Genomic DNA, 16,715 nt, shown 5'->3' with positions numbered 1-16,715 from the left:
GTCGTGACTCCGCGTACAACAAGTCGGCTATTGGGTTCACTGATTGTCGAGCACATGTCGGTGTCCATCGATAGGGTCGGTTCTGTGACAGCGAGGGAACACACGACAGCCACGGCCGTGCCGGAGCCAGGACAGATCGTCAGCGTCCGGGGAGCCAACTGGGCAGTGGCGGACGTTCAGCAACAGAGTCTCCCGCGAAGCGCGCAGGACGATGCTGTCCAGCAGCTCCAACACGCCGTGACGCTCCAGTCGGTCGAAGACGACCGCCTCGGCGAGGAACTTCGCGTGGTGTGGGAGCTCGAACCCGGCCGCAGCCTGACACCGCCGCAGGATCTCCCGACCGATCTCGTTCCCGAACGCTTCGATGATCCTGCACGGCTTGCGGCCTTCATCGATGCCCTCCGCTGGGGAGCACTGACCAGCGCCGACGACAAGACGATCCAAGCGCCGTTTCGTTCCGGTGCGAATGTGGAGCACTACCAGCTCGAACCGCTGGTTCGGGCGCTCCGAGAGCCACGAGTCAACCTGCTACTCGCGGACGACGTAGGCCTCGGGAAAACCATCGAGGCCGGCTTGGTGATGCAGGAGCTCTTCCTGCGCCACCGCGCGCGGACGGCGATCGTCGTGTGCCCGGCGGGCCTGCGGATCAAATGGCAGGAGGAGATGGCCGAGAAGTTCGGCCTCGAGTTCACCATCATGAACTCCGAGACCATGCGCGAGGTACGCCGTAGCCATGGTGTTCACGCGAACCCGTTCACACTCTTTCCGCGCATCATCGTATCGATGTCGTGGCTCCCCGGTGCCCGCGCCCAACGGCAGCTCCGCGATGCGTTCCACGCCCATGAACGCGACGCCTCGCGGTTCGCGTACGACATCCTCGTGGTCGATGAGGCCCACCATGTGGCTCCGAGCGCCCCGACCCGCCGCGACAAGGTCGGCCGCACCCGTGGGTACGCCGTCGACTCACTCCGCACCCGCGCCGTCCGAGACTTGGCCGAGCGATGCGAGCACCGACTCTTCCTCTCCGCGACCCCACACAACGGCTACACCGAGTCGTTCACGGCGCTTCTGGAGATGATCGATCCGCAGAGGTTCGTTCGAGGCACGGCGCTCGATGAGAAGGCTCTCGAGCAGGTTGCTGTTCGTCGACTCAAGGACGACATCCCGGGGCGCTTCGTCAAACGTGAGGTCAAGGCCCTCGACTACGCGCCGACGGACAAGGAGTCGGAGGCGTACGAGCGGCTGCTCGAATTCACCAGACGTCGGGACAACGCCGTTGCGAGGGCCGATGGCAGCCGGGCGGCGAAGGACATGGCAACGCTCTTGCTGAAGAAGCGGTTCTTGTCCTCGCCCGTTGCGTTCGCCCGCACCGTGGACATCTACCGCGAGACCCGCGCCGGAGACCTGCCGGTGGACTTCGACAGCCTGTACGACGAGGTCGTCGGAACCGACTCCGACGGGGCCGAAGAAGGCCGGGTCGAACAACCCGAGATGCAGACCCTGCAGAAGACTAAGAACGCCCTGCCGCCCTTGTCCGATGAAGACACCGAGGATCTGGAGTGGCTGAGCACGTGGGGTCATCGCTACGACGCGCGTCCCGACGCTCGCCTCGAGTCGCTCATCGCATACCTGGAGGCTGCCTGTCGCCCCGATGGTCAGTGGAACAACGAGCGGGTCGTCGTGTTCACCGAGTACGTAGACACGCTCGACTGGATTCGCGACATCCTTCGCCAGAAGGGATGGGAATCCGAGCGTATCGACGTGATCGCGGGCGGCACAGACTCTGACGAGCGGGAACTGATCCGCGATCGCTTCAACGAGGATCCTGCAAAGGAGCCGATCCGGATCCTATGGGCCACCGACGCAGCGGGCGAGGGCATCGACCTGCAGAACTATTGTCACCGGCTGGTCAACTTCGACATTCCGTTCAATCCGAATCGACTCGAACAGCGCATTGGTCGGGTCGACCGCTATGGCCAACAGATTCCGCCAGAGATCCGCCACTTCACGGCGAGCACAGACGCCACTGACGAGCTTGCCGCAGACGTTGAAATGCTGGCGCGAGTTGCGCGAAGGGTCTCCCAGATCATGAGAGACCTCGGCTCTGCCAATGAGATCATCGCTCCGGACATCCAACGTCAACTCGGCGGCGTCGACGTCGCTGCCCCCAGCGTACGGGCCGAGAAGGACCCGATGGGCAAGATGCTGTCCGGCGGGCGCGGCCTCGGTACCGAACTCACGAAGCTCGCCGACGAGTTGACCAGCAGTCGCAAGACGCTCCACCTTCGCCCAGCCAATCTCCAGCGGGTGGTCGAGACAGCTTTCGAGCTCGACCGTATCCCGGAGCTCGAGGAAGTCGGCTCGGAGTACACGGACGTTCCGGTGCTGCGGTTGCCGTCGCTCGACCAGTCCTGGGAGCAGGTCACCCGTGGCCTGAGCACGCGCCTCGACCCAGACAACCTTCGCCCCATCGCGTTTGACCCTCGGGTGCTTGCCCCACGCGACGAGGGCGGTGATCCCGACGTCGTGTACCAGCACCTAGGCAGCCCGCTGCTGCAGCGGGCCACCAAACGGCTTCGCGCAGCCATCTGGGGTACTGAGCGCTCGCTCGAACGCGTCACCGCTGTGGTCGTTCCGGAGCTCCGAGAGTCCTTTGCCGCCGCGGTCACCCGCATGGTGCTGATCGGCGACGCTGGTCTGCGTGTTCATGAGGAGGTCTTCTTGGCCGGTACCCGACTGGCCAGACGTCAGGCCCTCGGCGAGGAGAAGTCGGAGGCTCTGCTCGAACGTGCGTTGGACTCTGACAAGCTCGAACGCCCCAGCGACGTGGTCATTCGCCAGATCGCGTCGGCCTGGAGCAGTGACACAGCCGACGGCCTCCGAGCACGCGTTGCCGCCGCGGTCGAGGATCGCGTCGCCCGGCGCCGGCGTGACATCGAGCAGCAACTCACCGCACGTCATGAGGCCGATCATGATCGCGTCATCGCGATCTTCGATCGTTTTGGCCACACACTCGAGGAAGCTCTGCGTGAAGCGAGGGAACTCGCCGATGATGACCAGCTCGCCCTGTTCACCGACGAACGCCGACAGTCGGAGCGCGATCTCGCGCAGATCCGCGAGCGCATCCAAGCCCTCGCCGAGGAGCGTGAACGCGAACTCGCCGCAGTCGATGCCCGGTATGCCGATGTCAAGGCACGTACGTTCCACGCCGCGGTGGTCTTCGCACTGTCCCCAGAGGACGCCGCGTCTGGGGAGGTGACCATCCGATGAGGGAGCGAAGGAGCAGTCCCGTCGACTACTCCTGGCTCGACCAGTTCGAGACCGACGGGCCGTTCCTGAGCCTTCCCGTGGTGAAATCGGCGTGGCCCAGCGGCGTCGACCGGCTCGGCGACACGGACGAGCGAGGTGTCGTCTTCAAACAGGCGTACGCGAACTGGTTGCGTGCCTATGACGCCCGCACACCCGACAACCGAGATGAGTACGCCGAGATCACTCGTGCGTGGGTCGACACCGTTCTCGGTCAGCTCGCTGAATGGGACGACCTACGCATCGACGGCGATCACGTGCCCGCTGACCTCGAGATCCATTCTCCGGGTGAACAGATCAGGATCCGCCCGGATGGCGCCCTCGAGGGCAGAGGCGCTGACTATGCAGCCCTGCTGCGGATCGTCGAACCGAGGGATGACCTGCGCGGCCCAGGGCTCGACGGTTGGTCGGCGACGGAGGTCGACCGGATGGCCGGACTCCTTCGCAAGGCCGATGTCGAGGTGGGCATCGTGACCGACGGTCGATGGTGGGCGATTGTCTGGGCACACCGAGACAAACCCACAGGCTCTGCGGTCACGGACGCCGCTACCTGGGGCGAAGAGCCGCTCGTTCGCGACGCCTTTCTCACCCTCATCGATCAACGCCGATTCCGCACCAAGAACGTCGACGAACGCTTACCGAAGTTGCTCGCAGACAGTGAAGCTGCCGCCGAGGAAATCACCGAAGCTCTCGGCACCCAGGTACGCAAGGCAGTTGAACTCCTCGTCAGCTCGTTCTCTCGTGCCCGCTTCGAGGCACGATCGGTAGGCGATTCTGACCCACTGCCCGACGACGATGACGAGGTCTATCAGGCGGCCGTCACGATCATGATGCGTGTCGTCTTCCTGCTCTTCGCCGAGGAACGCGGCATGCTCCCGACCGAACGGTTGTACTGGGAGTCGTACGCGATGCGCGACGTCCTGGATGATCTCCATAAGCGTGCGGCACACGGTGAGGAGTTGCTCGACGAAACGTACGACACCTGGCATCGCCTGCTCGCCGTGAGCGACGCTCTGCACAACGGAGTCAACTACGACGAGATGCGTATGCCCGCGTACGGCGGCAGCCTGCTCGATCCTGGTCGCTTCCCGTGGCTGTCGGCCACCGACGACAAGGGTCTGCGGATCAAGGTCCGCGATCGGGTGATGCTGCACGTCTTGAGATCCGTCCAGTACGCCACCATCGGCAACGAAGCCCGTCGGATCTCCTTCCGCGACATCGATGTCGAGCAGATCGGCTACATCTACGAGGGCCTGCTGGGCTACACCTGCCAGACCGTGGAGGGTGACGCCATCGTCGGCCTTATCGGCAGGGACGGCGAGGAACCGGAGATCGACGCCCGCACGCTTCGGCGGCTGTACGACGAGTCAAGTGACGGCAAGACTTTCGGTCTTGCCTTGCTCGCCGAGGTGAAGGAACGGCAAGCATCGGCCAAACCGGCGACTCCGAAGCAGATCGTGAAGGCGTACAACGCCGACATCACCGATGAAGAGCGTGCTGAGGTCACTCGCCAACTCAACCCGGTCGTCGGTAGCGACGAGCAACTGCTTGCATTCCTCGTCGACTGGAGTCCACTGATTCGTCGTGACCTACGAGGCATTCCGTTCATTGTCCCTGTAGGTGGGCTGGTCGTCGCGGAGACTCCTCTCGGAAGAACGCGGGTGCTCACTACACGCCGCGCTCGCTTGCGGAAGAGGTCGTTCAACACGCCCTGGAGCCACTCGTCTACGAACCCGGGCCTCTGCAGGAGAACGATCGCGATCAGTGGCACCTCAAGGGGAGTACGGCGATTCTCGACCTGAAGGTCGCCGACATCGCTGCCGGCTCAGGGGCGTTCCTCGTCGCGGCGGCGCGGTTCCTCGCCGAACGAGTCGTCGAAGCATGGACAGCCGAGGATGCGATCTCGACCGAGGAAGTCGCGAAGCCGGATCACGCGTACGACCGGGCGATTCGCGAGGTCGTTGCTCGCTGCCTGTACGGTGCCGATATCAACCCGATGGCCGTCGAGATGTGCAAGCTCTCGCTCTGGTTGGTCTCGCTCGATCCGACGAAGCCGTTCTCGTTCGTCGACGACAAGATCTTCTGCGGCAACTCGCTGCTCGGGCTGACGACGGCCGCACAGCTCGAACATCTCCACATCGATCCGGACCGTAAGCGCAAGTTCGTCGTTCCCTACATCGACGTTCGAGCGAAGCTACATGCGGCTACCCAGCTACGAGAGCAACTGGCCACACCCGTCGATCCGAACGATCCGATGCGAAGCCAAGCTGGGAAGTCGCGGTTGCTTCGCCAATCTCAGGCAGCCACGGCGGAACTTCGGAGGATGGCAGACGGAGTGGTCGCCGCCGGCCTGCGCCTCGGCGGAAAGCCAGGCGTTCAGCTCGAGGATGCCTACAAGGCTTTGGAAGGGGCATGTTCAGAGGCGTTCGGTGCGGGCGGCCGATCGGGTGCAAAACTTGAGGAAATCATCTCCGATGGCCTTACCCCGGCGGTGCAGACCGACTATGACCGCTGGCAACCGCTGCACTGGGTCATCGAGGCGCCCGATGTTATCGTCGATCGAGGTGGTTTTGACGCGGTGGTGGGAAACCCGCCATTCCTCGGTGGGAAGAAGGTCTCAGGCGCTATCGGCGCTAACGCTAGAGAGTGGCTAGTCAATGTCGTCGCGCATGGCGCGCGAGGTAACGCCGACCTAGTTGCATACTTCTTTCTCCGTGCTAGGGCTATCCTCGCGCACAACGGTTGGCTCGGATTGATTGCGACGAACACGCTGGCGCAGGGAGACACCCGGGAAGTTGGCTTGGATCAGTTACTGACCGGAGGTCTTGAGATCGTTCGTGCAGTTCGTAGCGCTCCGTGGCCCTCCAAGTCGGTGAGCCTCGAGTACGCCGCGATATGGGGGGTCGCGTCTAGACCACGCATAGGCTCGAGTGTCGTCAGATACTGTGATGGCCATCCTGCTACCGAAATATCGGCGTTCTTGGAGCCCGAAGGTCGGGTGAAGGGTCGTCCCTTACATCTTCGGGCCAACGCAGGAAAGTCGTTCGTCGGCTCGTTTATCAACGGAGTCGAGGAATTCTCAGTCCCGCTTGAATTAGCGAACGCGTGGGTTAGGCGGATGATTCGGTCGGCCACGTCGTTCGCCCTTTCCTTAGCGGGAAGGACGACATCAATGGCACTGCATCGGTGTCGCCTACCCGTTGGATAGTGGACTTCACTGGCTTAACCGAGCTACAGGCCGGTCAGTATAGGGTAGCATTCGACTGGGTCGATTCCCGCGTACGTCCGGTGAGGGAGAAACTCAGCAATAAGCCCAAGGTCAAACGCGACTGGTGGCTGTACGAGCGCTCCGGCGTAAGACTTCGAGAAGCCCTCTCCAACGCGGATGACGTGCTTGTTTTGGTATCCACAAGCAAGACGCTGATGCCCGTTCGCGTGAGTGCAAACCTGGTGTTTAGCCATGGCGTAACTGTCTTTGTTGACGCAACGTTTGCGCTCGAGGGGCTACTTTCGTCTGCGCCTCACTTCTACTGGGCAATCGCTTACGGCTCGACGCATGAGACGCGAATGAGATACACGCCGAGCGACGTGTTCGAAACCTTCCCGCAGCCAGAATCGAACGCTCGATTACATAAGGTCGGCAAGGCCCTGGACGAGGAGCGTCGTGAGATCATGCTGCGCCGCGGACTTGGTCTGACGAAGCTCTACAACCTGATTAATGATCCGGACGTGCGGGGGGACGCATATGTGGACCGGTTGCGTGAGATCCACGTCGAGGTCGACGAAGCGACGATAGAAGCGTACGGATGGGACGACCTCCAACTCGACCACGGCTTTCACACCTACCGCCAAGTGACGCGTTGGACCGTCTCGCCCGACGCCCGCGTCGAGATCCTCGACCGCCTCCTCGAACTGAACCACGAACGTGCCCGCGCCGAAGGCCAAGACGTCCCCGACCAGGGCGAACTGTTCTGATGGCGAGTCGAAGTGATGCGGAGCGCATAGCGCAGGAGCTTCCGATCAGAGTTGCTGACCATTACAAGTCAGAGCGCGGTGTGCTGCGAGCGCGCGTAGTCACAGTTCATCCCGGACCGCAGGCGTGGAAAACGGTCAGTCTGTTGGCGTTCGGCGACGAGCAAACCGGCGAGGTGAAGCGCCAGGAATTTCGCGCGCAGACATGGGCGGCGAAACCTGCAGGTGCTGGGTACGACTTCGACAAGACCGACTATCACTGGCATTGCGACGGCTCGAAGGAGATCGAGGCCGTTCGCATGCTGCTGAGCGACGAGTTCCCACAGGCTGGTGAGTTTCGGCTCGTGCATACGGAAAGCGACGCCGGAGAACTCCTCGATCAACTCAGCGACGGTGACCTGGGCGGTGCCGATGCTGTGCGCCTCGTGGAGTTGGCGGGTTCCAACCCCGGTCTGATAGCCGCCCTAGCCGCGTCGCCCGAAGGTGTCAGCATTGCCGGTGCTGTCGAACTCGAACGACGTCGGCAACAGTTGCGTGAGTTGCGCTGCGTGGTCGAGGCATCTGAGAGCTCGGAGCGTGACGACATCCACCCATTGATCAGAGAGATGACATGGGTCTTCGGAGGAGAATACGTCGGCGAGGCGCGTAGGAAGTCGTTGATAGCCGGCGATGTGCTTGACGTGCCCCTTCTTCGTCCCGATGGCTCGCTCCACGTTGTCGAGTTGAAGGCAGCGAACGCCCCCAAGCTAGTGGAGCAGTACAGGGGCGCGAAGGACAGGAGCGTCGGGGTCGGGGGTCTGCAGGAGGATGTGCCCCTAGTTGTGGGTGCGGAGGCAAACCGGGCGGTTGGCCAGGTGATGAGTTACCTTACGCACCTCGATGAGTCCCGCGACACGGTTCTGAGTCGATTCAAGATCGATACACGACGGGCGTCCGCCACGGTGCTCATAGGCCACCCGAAGTTCGTCGACGGCTACAGCCGGGACGAGATCGACGAGGCGATTCGGATCTTCAACAGCCACCACACGCGTATACAGCTTCGACACTACGCCGATCTCATCGAGACCGCGGAACATGCACTCGCTCTTCAACGTCCGATGGGAAGCCCGACGGCGGTGGCTCAAGAGACGAGGTCGCTGATTCGCCTGCCGATGTGGACGTGCCCGGCTGGCGGGATGAACCGGGCGACGCGCCGTTCTGACGGATGCTGGTCCATTCGTGTCCTGATCTACTACGTGGGTTGGCGGCCATCGAATGTCGGGACGCTGTGACAGATTGGGGAACCATGAACGAACCGGGTGACAAGGCGGGCCCTTCGACCGCTGTACGTCGCGAACTCGTGGGCCTGATCGAGCAGGAGCTGCTCGGTCCGCGGGCCGGTGCGGAGGAGGAGATCGTCGGCACGCCGCGCGCCCGGTATGCGGTGGGCGCGCTGGCGCCCGTCACAGTCGATCCTGAGCGGGCAACTGTCGATGCCGTGGATTCCGGTGGCGATGACCCGAATCTCACCGGCTCTGCGCTGTCCGATGTCGACAGCGAGCATCTGCTGCAGCATGGCGTTCCGGTCAACACGGATGAGGACACAGGAGCTGCCGACGACGACGAGGATCGGGATGAGGGCCCAAAGGGGGCACTGACGCACCCGTCGTCGATGGGTTTGCGGTTCCAGGTGCCGAGAGACTGCGGCGTGCTCGTGGTCACTGCCTCGTGGGGTCGCTACGAAGGTGAGCGGCGCGAGAACGAGGAAGGTCGGAGGATTCTCTATTCGCAGAGGAGGCCGTTCGAAACGTCGGCGGAGATCGATGTGCGGCGCCATGATCGGCACGCGACGCTCGATCCGCAGAAGCTCGACGATGACGTCACTCTCCGGGTCGAGCTGTTTCCGCTCGACGACCGCACAATTGTCGAGGTGGCTCTGTCGAACGACCGGGTCACAGGGATGGACGCCCCGCCGAAGGACTGGCTGTTTCAGACGAAGCTGAAGGTCGAAGCCAACGGCGGCGAGGCGGTCTTTCTCCCGACCCGAGACGTGGTGGAAGGCGGATACGACGAGATCGACGATGAGCGCCGCCGGCTCGACCTTCAGTACAGACATCGGCTGGAGTTCACGGTCGGCCGAACCTGCTCGGCCACCTGGGACGTGGCGGAAGACTCACGGAGGGCGACGTCGGTCGAGACCACGTGGCTGCCGATCGCTGATGTCGCGCAGACAGTGCCCGGCGGGGCCGCCGATGCCGTCACCTCGATGAAGACTCTCGCTGAGCTCGAAGCCGGCGAGGCCGAAGCCGCGCTCGGACCACTCATCAGCGGGTATGAGCAGTGGTTACGAGCCCAGCACGAGATCGCCGCCGATTTGCCCGAGCACCTTCGCGAGACCGCGGAGGACGCCATCGGCGAGGCAGAAGTCGTCGCGGAACGGCTCCATGACGGTGTCGAACTGCTGAAGTCCGACCCTCAAGCGTTGCAGGCGTTCCGATTCATGAATCGCGCTATGCGAGACCAGCGGATCCACAGCCAGGTCGCGGCAACACGGGCGAGTGACGAATCCAAGAAGATCGGTGACGTCCTGACTGACCTGAGAGATCGGGAATCGGATGACCCTTCCGTAGCGTCGTGGCGACCGTTTCAGCTCGCTTTCGTTCTGCTTCAGTTGCGGTCGCTCACCGATCCGGTGCATCCGTACCGCAGCGGCGACGCGGCCAACGTCGAGCTCCTGTTCTTCCCGACTGGCGGCGGCAAGACCGAGGCCTATCTCGGGCTCGCGGCATTCACTTTCGCCATCCGACGGCTGCAAGGCAAGATCGAGACCGACGACGGTGCTCTCGACGGAGGCGACGGTGTCGCCGTACTCATGCGCTACACGCTGCGGCTCCTGACCTCGCAGCAGTTCCAGCGCGCTGCGGCACTCGTCTGCGCTACCGAGCTGATCCGTCAGGAGGACACCGAAACCTGGGGCGAGAAGCCGTTCAGCATCGGGCTCTGGGTCGGATCCGCGGTCAGTCCCAAACGGTACAAGGATGCCGAAGCCCAGGTGAAGGCAGTACGTGCTGACAACAGCCAGCGAGCCCATGGCCTCACCGTTCTGCAACTCCAACGCTGTCCATGGTGCGGCACGAAGATCGACCCCAAGCGCGACGTCGTCGCCGACCCAGACGCCGAACGCGTACGTGTCCACTGCGGCGACCACAAGCGAGGCGACTGCGAGTTCTCCATCGAGGGCGACGCCGACGGCGCCTTGCCGATCATCACCGTCGACGACGAGATCTATCGCAATCCGCCGACGTTCCTGCTTGCCACCGTTGACAAGTTCGCTCGCCTTGCCCGAGAAGGCGAGGCTGCCAGCCTCTTCGGGTACGTGGACGAGTGGTGTCCGCGCCACGGTTACCGGCACCCGGACAGTCGATCTGCTTGTGTGCCCGCACAGTCACACCAGACCAAGGGAAAGCTCCCGAGGGTGGTAATGCAGAAGGTCGACCGACTTCGTCCGCCGGACCTGATCATTCAAGACGAACTGCACCTCATCACTGGAGCGCTCGGCACGTCCGTCGGGGTATTCGAGAACGCGGTCGACTTGCTGTCGTCATACGCCAGAGACGGGCAGACGATTCGGCCCCTCATCGTCGCGTCTACGGCCACCGTCGCCAACGCCGAGCGGCAGGTCCAATCACTGTATGGTCGTGGTGTCGACGTTTTCCCACCCCAAGTGCTCGACGTCCGCGACACCTACTTCTCTCGGGAATTGCCTGTCTCTGCAGATGACCCTGGCCGGAAGTACCTCGGCGTCTGCGCGCACGGCATCCGACTCACCCTCGCCGAGATCCGCCTCGCCGAAGTGCTGTTGCTTGCCGGCCAGAAACTGCTGGACGAGTACGAGGACGCAGCGGATCCGTACCTGACGACGGTTGGCTATTTCTCCGCGACCCGCGAGCTCGCTGGAATGCGGCGCTACCTCGACGACGACGTGACAACTCGTGTCACCGGCAAAACCGAACCATTCCCACGCCGTACGACCGACTGGGAGGGTCTGCAGATCGGCGAACTCACCTCGCGGATATCGGCCGAAGAGATCTCCAAGACTCTCGACAAGCTGTCCTTGCCATTCACCCGACGCTGGAGCACCCAGGGTCGAAACGAACACCGTAACGCGGTCGCGGAAGCCAAGGAGGCAGACAGGACGCCGCCGCCGTGGGGCAAGAAGCCATACGATGTCGTCCTCGCCACCTCGATGCTCCAGGTCGGTGTTGACGTGCCGCGGCTCGGGCTCATGCTCGTCGTCGGCCAACCGAAGAACACGGCCGAGTACATCCAGGCATCCTCGCGCGTCGGTCGCGATCGTGACAGGCCAGGACTCGTTTTGTCGCTCGCCAACTGGTCCCGCCCGCGGGATATGGCGCACTTCGAACAGTTCCGGCACTACCATGAAACCTTCTACGCTCAGGTGGAGGCGCTCAGCGTCACTCCGTACTCCGATACGGCGATGGAACGCGGTCTGATGGGCGTGCTCGCCAGCGTTGCGCGTGTTAGCCAGCGCGTGCTCTCGCCAGAGAGCGGTGCCGGGCGACTGCCAAGCGAGATGCCCCTTGTCACAGCGCTGATCGACCAGATGGTCGCGCGTGCCCAAGCGGCCGCAGACGCGCCGGAGTCCGCCGACCGGATGCGGCTGAAACTGCTACAGCGTCTCGACCGCTGGCACGACAAGGCCCAAGCGGAGAGGGGTGCACTGTTCTACGAACGAGTCCCGCAGAACAGAGTTGGCCAACCATTGCTGATCAGCCCGGAGGCCAAGGTGCCGAAGCAGGCGGATCGCGTGTTCGTCGTCTCCAATTCGATGCGTGAGGTCCAGCCGGAGATCAACCTGCTCGTAAGTCCGACCGCCGACCAGCTCGCCTTCAAGGAGCCGCACCAAGGACCGCAATGGACCTTCCGCGAGGGGGCGTCGAAGTGAGCGAATCCATCGAGGACGGTCTTGTCACGGTTTCGGAGCCGGTCGCAGCCGGCGCGGAGCCCTTGGATCCCGCCGGCGACGTCGAGCACAACAATCCACGCAACCGCGCCCGCGTCGGGTCGATCAGGCCGTCGGCGATGCTCTACACCAACGGCGTCGGCGCCACGGTCGACATGCCCCACATCGCAGTGATGCCGCACGGGCTCGATGATTGGGAGCGGATCTACGCGCGGCGCCCCACCACCGATGTCATCCTCGAAGTCGCGCCTGCTCGAGCTCGTCCGCTCCCACCTCGGCAGCCAGGTCAGCGAGCTCCGCAAGCCGCCTTGGGCGCCGGACGAGAAGCGCCACGCTGGTGGGGACGCGATCGACCTCGGCATCCCCGGGAGGATCTTCCCGCAATGGCTGCGTTGCACCGGCTGCGGCCTGCTCGCGAAAGTCTCGCACGAACTCTTCGACTACGAGAACACCAACCGCTATCGGCCCGACCAGGCCAGGTTCGTGCACAAGCGGTGTACTGGCAGGCGCGGCAAAGCGAGGGCGAGTACCCAGGCTGCGATACCGGCCCGCTACCTCCTTGCCTGCGTAGACGGGCACCTCGACGAGTTCCCGTACGTCGAGTGGGTACACCGCGGGAAGCCGTGCTCGAGCGGAGATGCGTACCCGCGAATGAAGATGGACGAGTGGAAGAGCAACATCGGCCCGGACGTACGTCTCACCTGCCAGTCGTGCAACGTCACGCGCGGCATGCGTGAGGCGACGGCACGAGATGCCGAAGAGAAGCTGCCCTACTGCCGCGGCCGGCACCCGCACCTCGACGCGTTCTACCCGTGTGAGCACCAGGGCAAGCTGATGATGCTCGGCGCGGCAAATCAGTGGTTCCCCTCGACGTTGAGCCTCTTGGCATTGCCCCGAGAAGAGTCCGCGACGCCTGAGGAGTTGGTGCCAGACCTGAGAGCACTACCGAACGGCGCCCTGGACGGCCCGCAGGACGTGTCGGCGATCGGCATGTTCCGGATGATGGCGTCGAACATCGCACAGACGGATGTGTTCGACGACCTACCCGACGAGGTGTTGTGGCGCGCCGTGCAACTCGCACGCGGGGATTCCGTCCCGAACGTGGTGACCGCGCCGGAGAAGCGTACGGATCCGCGGACGATCCTCGCGCCCGAGTGGACAGTGCTCACCGATGAACAGAAGTACATGCGCCACTCCGGTATGGCCGACTTTCGCGCCGCGCGTCGCGACGTGCCGGATCTGCTCTCAGGAGTTGTTGCCGCGACGGTGGCCGTCGAGAAGCTCAAGAAGGTCAACGCGTTCATCGGTTTTACTCGGATCGATGCGCTGGACCGGATGGACGACGCTGCGGAACGGGTCGCACCATTGACACGCGACGGCCGGCCGACCTGGTACCTGCCACGGAGGACCGTGGTGAAGGCGTGTTCTTGCGGTTCGATGAAGCTGTCATAGCGCCGTGGGAGGACTCCGTCGAAGATCTCGAGGTGTGGGAGCGGTTCAAGGACGCACATCGCATCAACTTCAAGCGTCGTACGAGTAAGACGGCCGACGATCTCGAACCCGATGATCGGTTCCCACCGCCGCGCTACTGGGTGATCCACACCCTCTCGCATCTGCTCATCCGTCAGGCTGCGATGTCCAGCGGCTACGGGTCGGCCAGCCTCACCGAGCGAATCTACGCATGGAAGGGCGACGACGAACACCCACCGGCCGCGGGTCTGCTGATCAGTACGACTGCCTCCGACAGTGAAGGTACGCTGGTGGCTTGGTGGAGCTGGCCAAGCCGGACAAGCTCGAGGATCTCGTGAGGAAGGCGCTTCGACGCGGACAGCGCTGCTCCTCCGACCCCATCTGCGGGCACCGGGTGCCGGAAGGCAAAGAGGAGTTCCTCCACGGCGCCGCGTGTCACTTCTGCCTGTTCCTGAGTGAGACGAGTTGCGAACGTACCAACCGCTTTCTCGACCGACGTATGCTACTGGGCGTGGTCGACGACCCAAAGGTGAGTACTCCGGGTCTGCTCGAAAGCCTCGTCGAGGTGCATTGACATGTCTGCCATCGCGCGTCTCGGAGCGTTGCTTACGCCGGAGGAGGCGAGCAGGGTAGCCGCCAGCCTGCGGCAGAGCCGCCGGCCGAACATCGCTGCCAAGCGGGCGTACGGGGTCAATCAGGCCGTGGTGCGGACACCGCTGCGTGAGCTGATCGGATCTGACACGAGTGTGGAGCGGGGCGTTGCCGCGCTGGAAGGTATCGCGGCGGTACCGCGTGTGCCACGTCCCGATCTCGTCTGGACCAACCCGCGCGACGTACCTGGAGCCGAAGGTCGCACTACGAAGGCCGCACTCGACCTGATCAACCGAGCTGAGGGCGTGGTCTATGCCGCGACCTACTCGGCCGGCTGGGGGTCACCGCATCTCGTGGCGTTGAAGAACGCGCGAACCCGCGGTGTCGCTGTGACGATCGTCGTAGACACCGCGCAGCGCCTTGAAACCGCGGAGATGATCGCCGGGATGCTGGACGGCGCTCGGGTGTGGACTCTCGATGAGCCTGAGGATGACGCGTACGCCATCCAACACGCGAAGCTGATCGCCGTTGATGATCGCGAAGCGTTGGTGACAAGCGCGAACTTCTCTTTGGCCGCTGCCGAGCGCAGCCTCGAATGTGGCTTGCTGAGCGTCGACGCCACCATTGCCACGGGCCTGCGGGAACGACTCGACCTGTTGCATCGCCATGGCGTACTCATCGACCTGAACTGAACGATAGGATGGAGGAGACCCGTGGCACGACTGAGAAGCTTCGAAGAAGGCACCCAGCACGTCCGAGTGCATCCGACCGAAGTGGATTGCTTCCATCAGGTGGTGACCGGGGTCGATGGCTCACGCTTCCTACACCTCACGACGTTCGGGTCTGACGACCGCCGTAGTGGTCCGAAGAGCAGCCAGTCCCTGCAACTGGACGAGTCGAACGCGCGTCAGCCCCTGGAGATCATCCGAGCGGCGTTTCCCAGTATCGGATGAGCCGGAGCGCCGACTTGACTACTCGACCACTTCGCTCGAGGATGCTCGAAGTGAGGTCAGTGGGGCTCTTCTCCGGCATCGGCGGGCTCGAGCTCGGATTGTGCGCACGCCGGGATCGAGACGGAGTTGCTTTGCGAGTACTGGGAACCTGCCGCCGACACACTTCGTAGACGGTTCGATGCGCCGGTTGTCGGGGACATTCGTGAGCTCCGCTCATTGCCGACGGCCGACATCGTCGCCGCAGGTTTTCCTTGTACCGACCTCAGCCAGGTTGGCCGGACGGCTGGTATCAGTGGCGATGAGTCTGGCTTGATCCGTGAGGTCTTCCGGCTAGTTGCCGACACTCCACCGACGTGGTTTGTGCTCGAGAACGTACCGAACATGCTCACGCTCCAAGGCGGATCACCTATCCGGCACGTCACTGAATGGCTCGATGAGAACGGCTGGAACTGGGCGTACCGAACGGTCGACTCCCGCCACTTCGGCGTACGTCAGCGCCGCCGCCGAGTGTTCCTCGTTGCGTCGAAGACGCAGGATCCGCGTACGGTGCTGTTCGCCGATGAGACTGGCGGGTCCAGTGCCCAGAAGCGGCACACCGCGTACGGCTTACTCGGACCGAGTGGCAATCGGGGGCATCGTGGTGGGGAGAGGGAGTCGTCCCGACGCTGAAGGGCGGATTGAAGCTCGAATCGCATCACCTTTGCATGGGTAATTCCTCTGCCGAGGATGGGCGTGCGATTTGTCGGCCGAGCATCGCCGAGCGGGCTGCAGGATTCAGGGCAGGTTGGACGGACGGATCCGGCACGCTCGGGGAGCGATGGAAACTGGTCGGCAATGCCGTGACGGTGCCGGTTGCGAAATGGTTAGGTAGTCGGCTGGTGGCGCCGGGCCATCCCGTCGATGTCGATCGTCGCGCGTTGACGCCGGGTCGGCGTTGGCCGTTCGCCGCGTCGTCGGTTGCCGGGAATCGCGAGGCGTGGTCGATCGGTGAGCGCCCAGTCGACAAGCGATCGGGCGTGTCATTGATGAACCTGCTCGATCGCTACACCGCAGAGCCCCTGGAGCCTGGGAGCGACCAGTGGCTTCACCAAACGGCTCAAGGCCAGCACATTGCGACGCGACGATCGGTTCGTGGCAGCGCTCGACGCGCATATCGCCGCCTTGACAGCGGGCTGAGATGCCCGAGCCGCTCAGCGACGACGTCCGGCGGCGGATGGAACGCCAACGCCGCCGAGACACCGCGCTGGAGGTGGCGATCAGACGCCGGGTTCCATGCGTCGGCTATCGATTCTGAGTCGACTACCGGTTGGAGCCATCGCTGCGGGTTCGAGGAGACATCGTCTTCACAAAGCGCATGGTGGTCGTGTTCGTCGACGGTTGCTTCTGGCACGGTTGTCCCGAACACGCGACCGCTCCGAAGAACAATGCGGTCTGGTGGCGAGAGAAGCTCGACGCCAACA

The 16,715-nt window shown here is 63.6% G+C and carries 11 protein-coding genes and 1 pseudogene; all 12 read left to right on the top strand.

What is annotated here, in order from left to right:
* The first annotated feature begins 84 nt into the window (after positions 1 to 84).
* Positions 85 to 3,270: a DISARM system SNF2-like helicase DrmD gene (drmD, locus tag L0C25_RS00055; protein ID WP_271634321.1), complete on the top strand. Its 3,186-nt coding sequence runs from the start codon at positions 85 to 87 to the stop codon at positions 3,268 to 3,270.
* Complete coding sequence (locus tag L0C25_RS00050) at positions 3,267 to 5,108, top strand: hypothetical protein (protein WP_271634351.1); 1,842 nt, start codon at positions 3,267 to 3,269, stop codon at positions 5,106 to 5,108. Before drmD ends, L0C25_RS00050 begins: the two co-directional genes overlap by 4 nt.
* Positions 5,018 to 6,514, top strand: a complete 1,497-nt coding sequence (locus L0C25_RS00045) for an Eco57I restriction-modification methylase domain-containing protein (RefSeq protein WP_408641713.1) — start codon at positions 5,018 to 5,020, stop codon at positions 6,512 to 6,514. Before L0C25_RS00050 ends, L0C25_RS00045 begins: the two co-directional genes overlap by 91 nt.
* Positions 6,493 to 7,281, top strand: coding sequence for a DNA methyltransferase family protein (locus tag L0C25_RS00040; protein WP_333908555.1), 789 nt, complete (start codon positions 6,493 to 6,495; stop codon positions 7,279 to 7,281). The genes L0C25_RS00045 and L0C25_RS00040 overlap by 22 nt, the downstream gene beginning before the upstream one ends.
* Positions 7,282 to 7,424: 143 nt before the next feature.
* Entirely contained in the window at positions 7,425 to 8,549 is a 1,125-nt protein-coding gene (locus L0C25_RS00035) for a Shedu anti-phage system protein SduA domain-containing protein (protein ID WP_271634348.1), read from the top strand.
* Positions 8,519 to 12,223 carry a DISARM system helicase DrmA gene (gene drmA / locus L0C25_RS00030; protein WP_271634318.1) on the top strand — a complete coding sequence of 1,235 codons (3,705 nt, stop codon included), beginning with the start codon at positions 8,519 to 8,521 and terminating at the stop codon, positions 12,221 to 12,223. The genes L0C25_RS00035 and drmA overlap by 31 nt, the downstream gene beginning before the upstream one ends.
* A gap of 246 nt (positions 12,224 to 12,469) precedes the next feature.
* Positions 12,470 to 13,693 (top strand): DrmB family protein, encoded by a 1,224-nt coding sequence (gene drmB, locus L0C25_RS00025; protein WP_271634347.1) that lies wholly within the window; start codon positions 12,470 to 12,472, stop codon positions 13,691 to 13,693.
* The gene (locus tag L0C25_RS00020; RefSeq protein ID WP_271634346.1) at positions 13,669 to 14,049 is read left to right on the top strand and encodes a DUF1998 domain-containing protein; all 381 of its coding nucleotides are present in this window, start codon (positions 13,669 to 13,671) and stop codon (positions 14,047 to 14,049) included. The genes drmB and L0C25_RS00020 overlap by 25 nt, the downstream gene beginning before the upstream one ends.
* Entirely contained in the window at positions 14,010 to 14,285 is a 276-nt protein-coding gene (locus L0C25_RS00015) for a hypothetical protein (protein WP_271634345.1), read from the top strand. The genes L0C25_RS00020 and L0C25_RS00015 overlap by 40 nt, the downstream gene beginning before the upstream one ends.
* Before the next feature lies 1 nt (position 14,286).
* A complete protein-coding gene (drmC, locus tag L0C25_RS00010) occupies positions 14,287 to 14,994 on the top strand; it encodes a DISARM system phospholipase D-like protein DrmC (RefSeq protein WP_271634344.1) in 708 nt (235 codons plus the stop codon).
* A gap of 375 nt (positions 14,995 to 15,369) precedes the next feature.
* Positions 15,370 to 15,924: a DNA cytosine methyltransferase gene (locus tag L0C25_RS00005; protein WP_271636898.1), complete on the top strand. Its 555-nt coding sequence runs from the start codon at positions 15,370 to 15,372 to the stop codon at positions 15,922 to 15,924.
* Positions 15,925 to 16,561: 637 nt separating this feature from the next.
* A pseudogene (locus L0C25_RS24035) lies at positions 16,562 to 16,636 on the top strand (hypothetical protein); the annotation flags it as partial.
* Between the last annotated feature and the right edge of the window lie 79 nt (positions 16,637 to 16,715).

The organism is Solicola gregarius (assembly GCF_025790165.1).
Lineage (GTDB): Bacteria > Actinomycetota > Actinomycetes > Propionibacteriales > Nocardioidaceae > Solicola > Solicola gregarius.
The sequence above is the reverse complement of the archived record's forward strand: the minus strand, read 5'-3'. Positions and strand labels throughout refer to the sequence as shown.

What these genes read in the sequence shown, in the direction of transcription:
- drmC (WP_271634344.1), top strand. Translation starts at nt 14,287, where the DNA reads ATGTCTGCCATCGCGCGTCTCGGAGCGTTGCTTACGCCGGAGGAGGCG.
- L0C25_RS00050 (WP_271634351.1), top strand. Translation starts at nt 3,267, where the DNA reads ATGAGGGAGCGAAGGAGCAGTCCCGTCGACTACTCCTGGCTCGACCAG.
- drmB (WP_271634347.1), top strand. Translation starts at nt 12,470, where the DNA reads ATGTCATCCTCGAAGTCGCGCCTGCTCGAGCTCGTCCGCTCCCACCTC.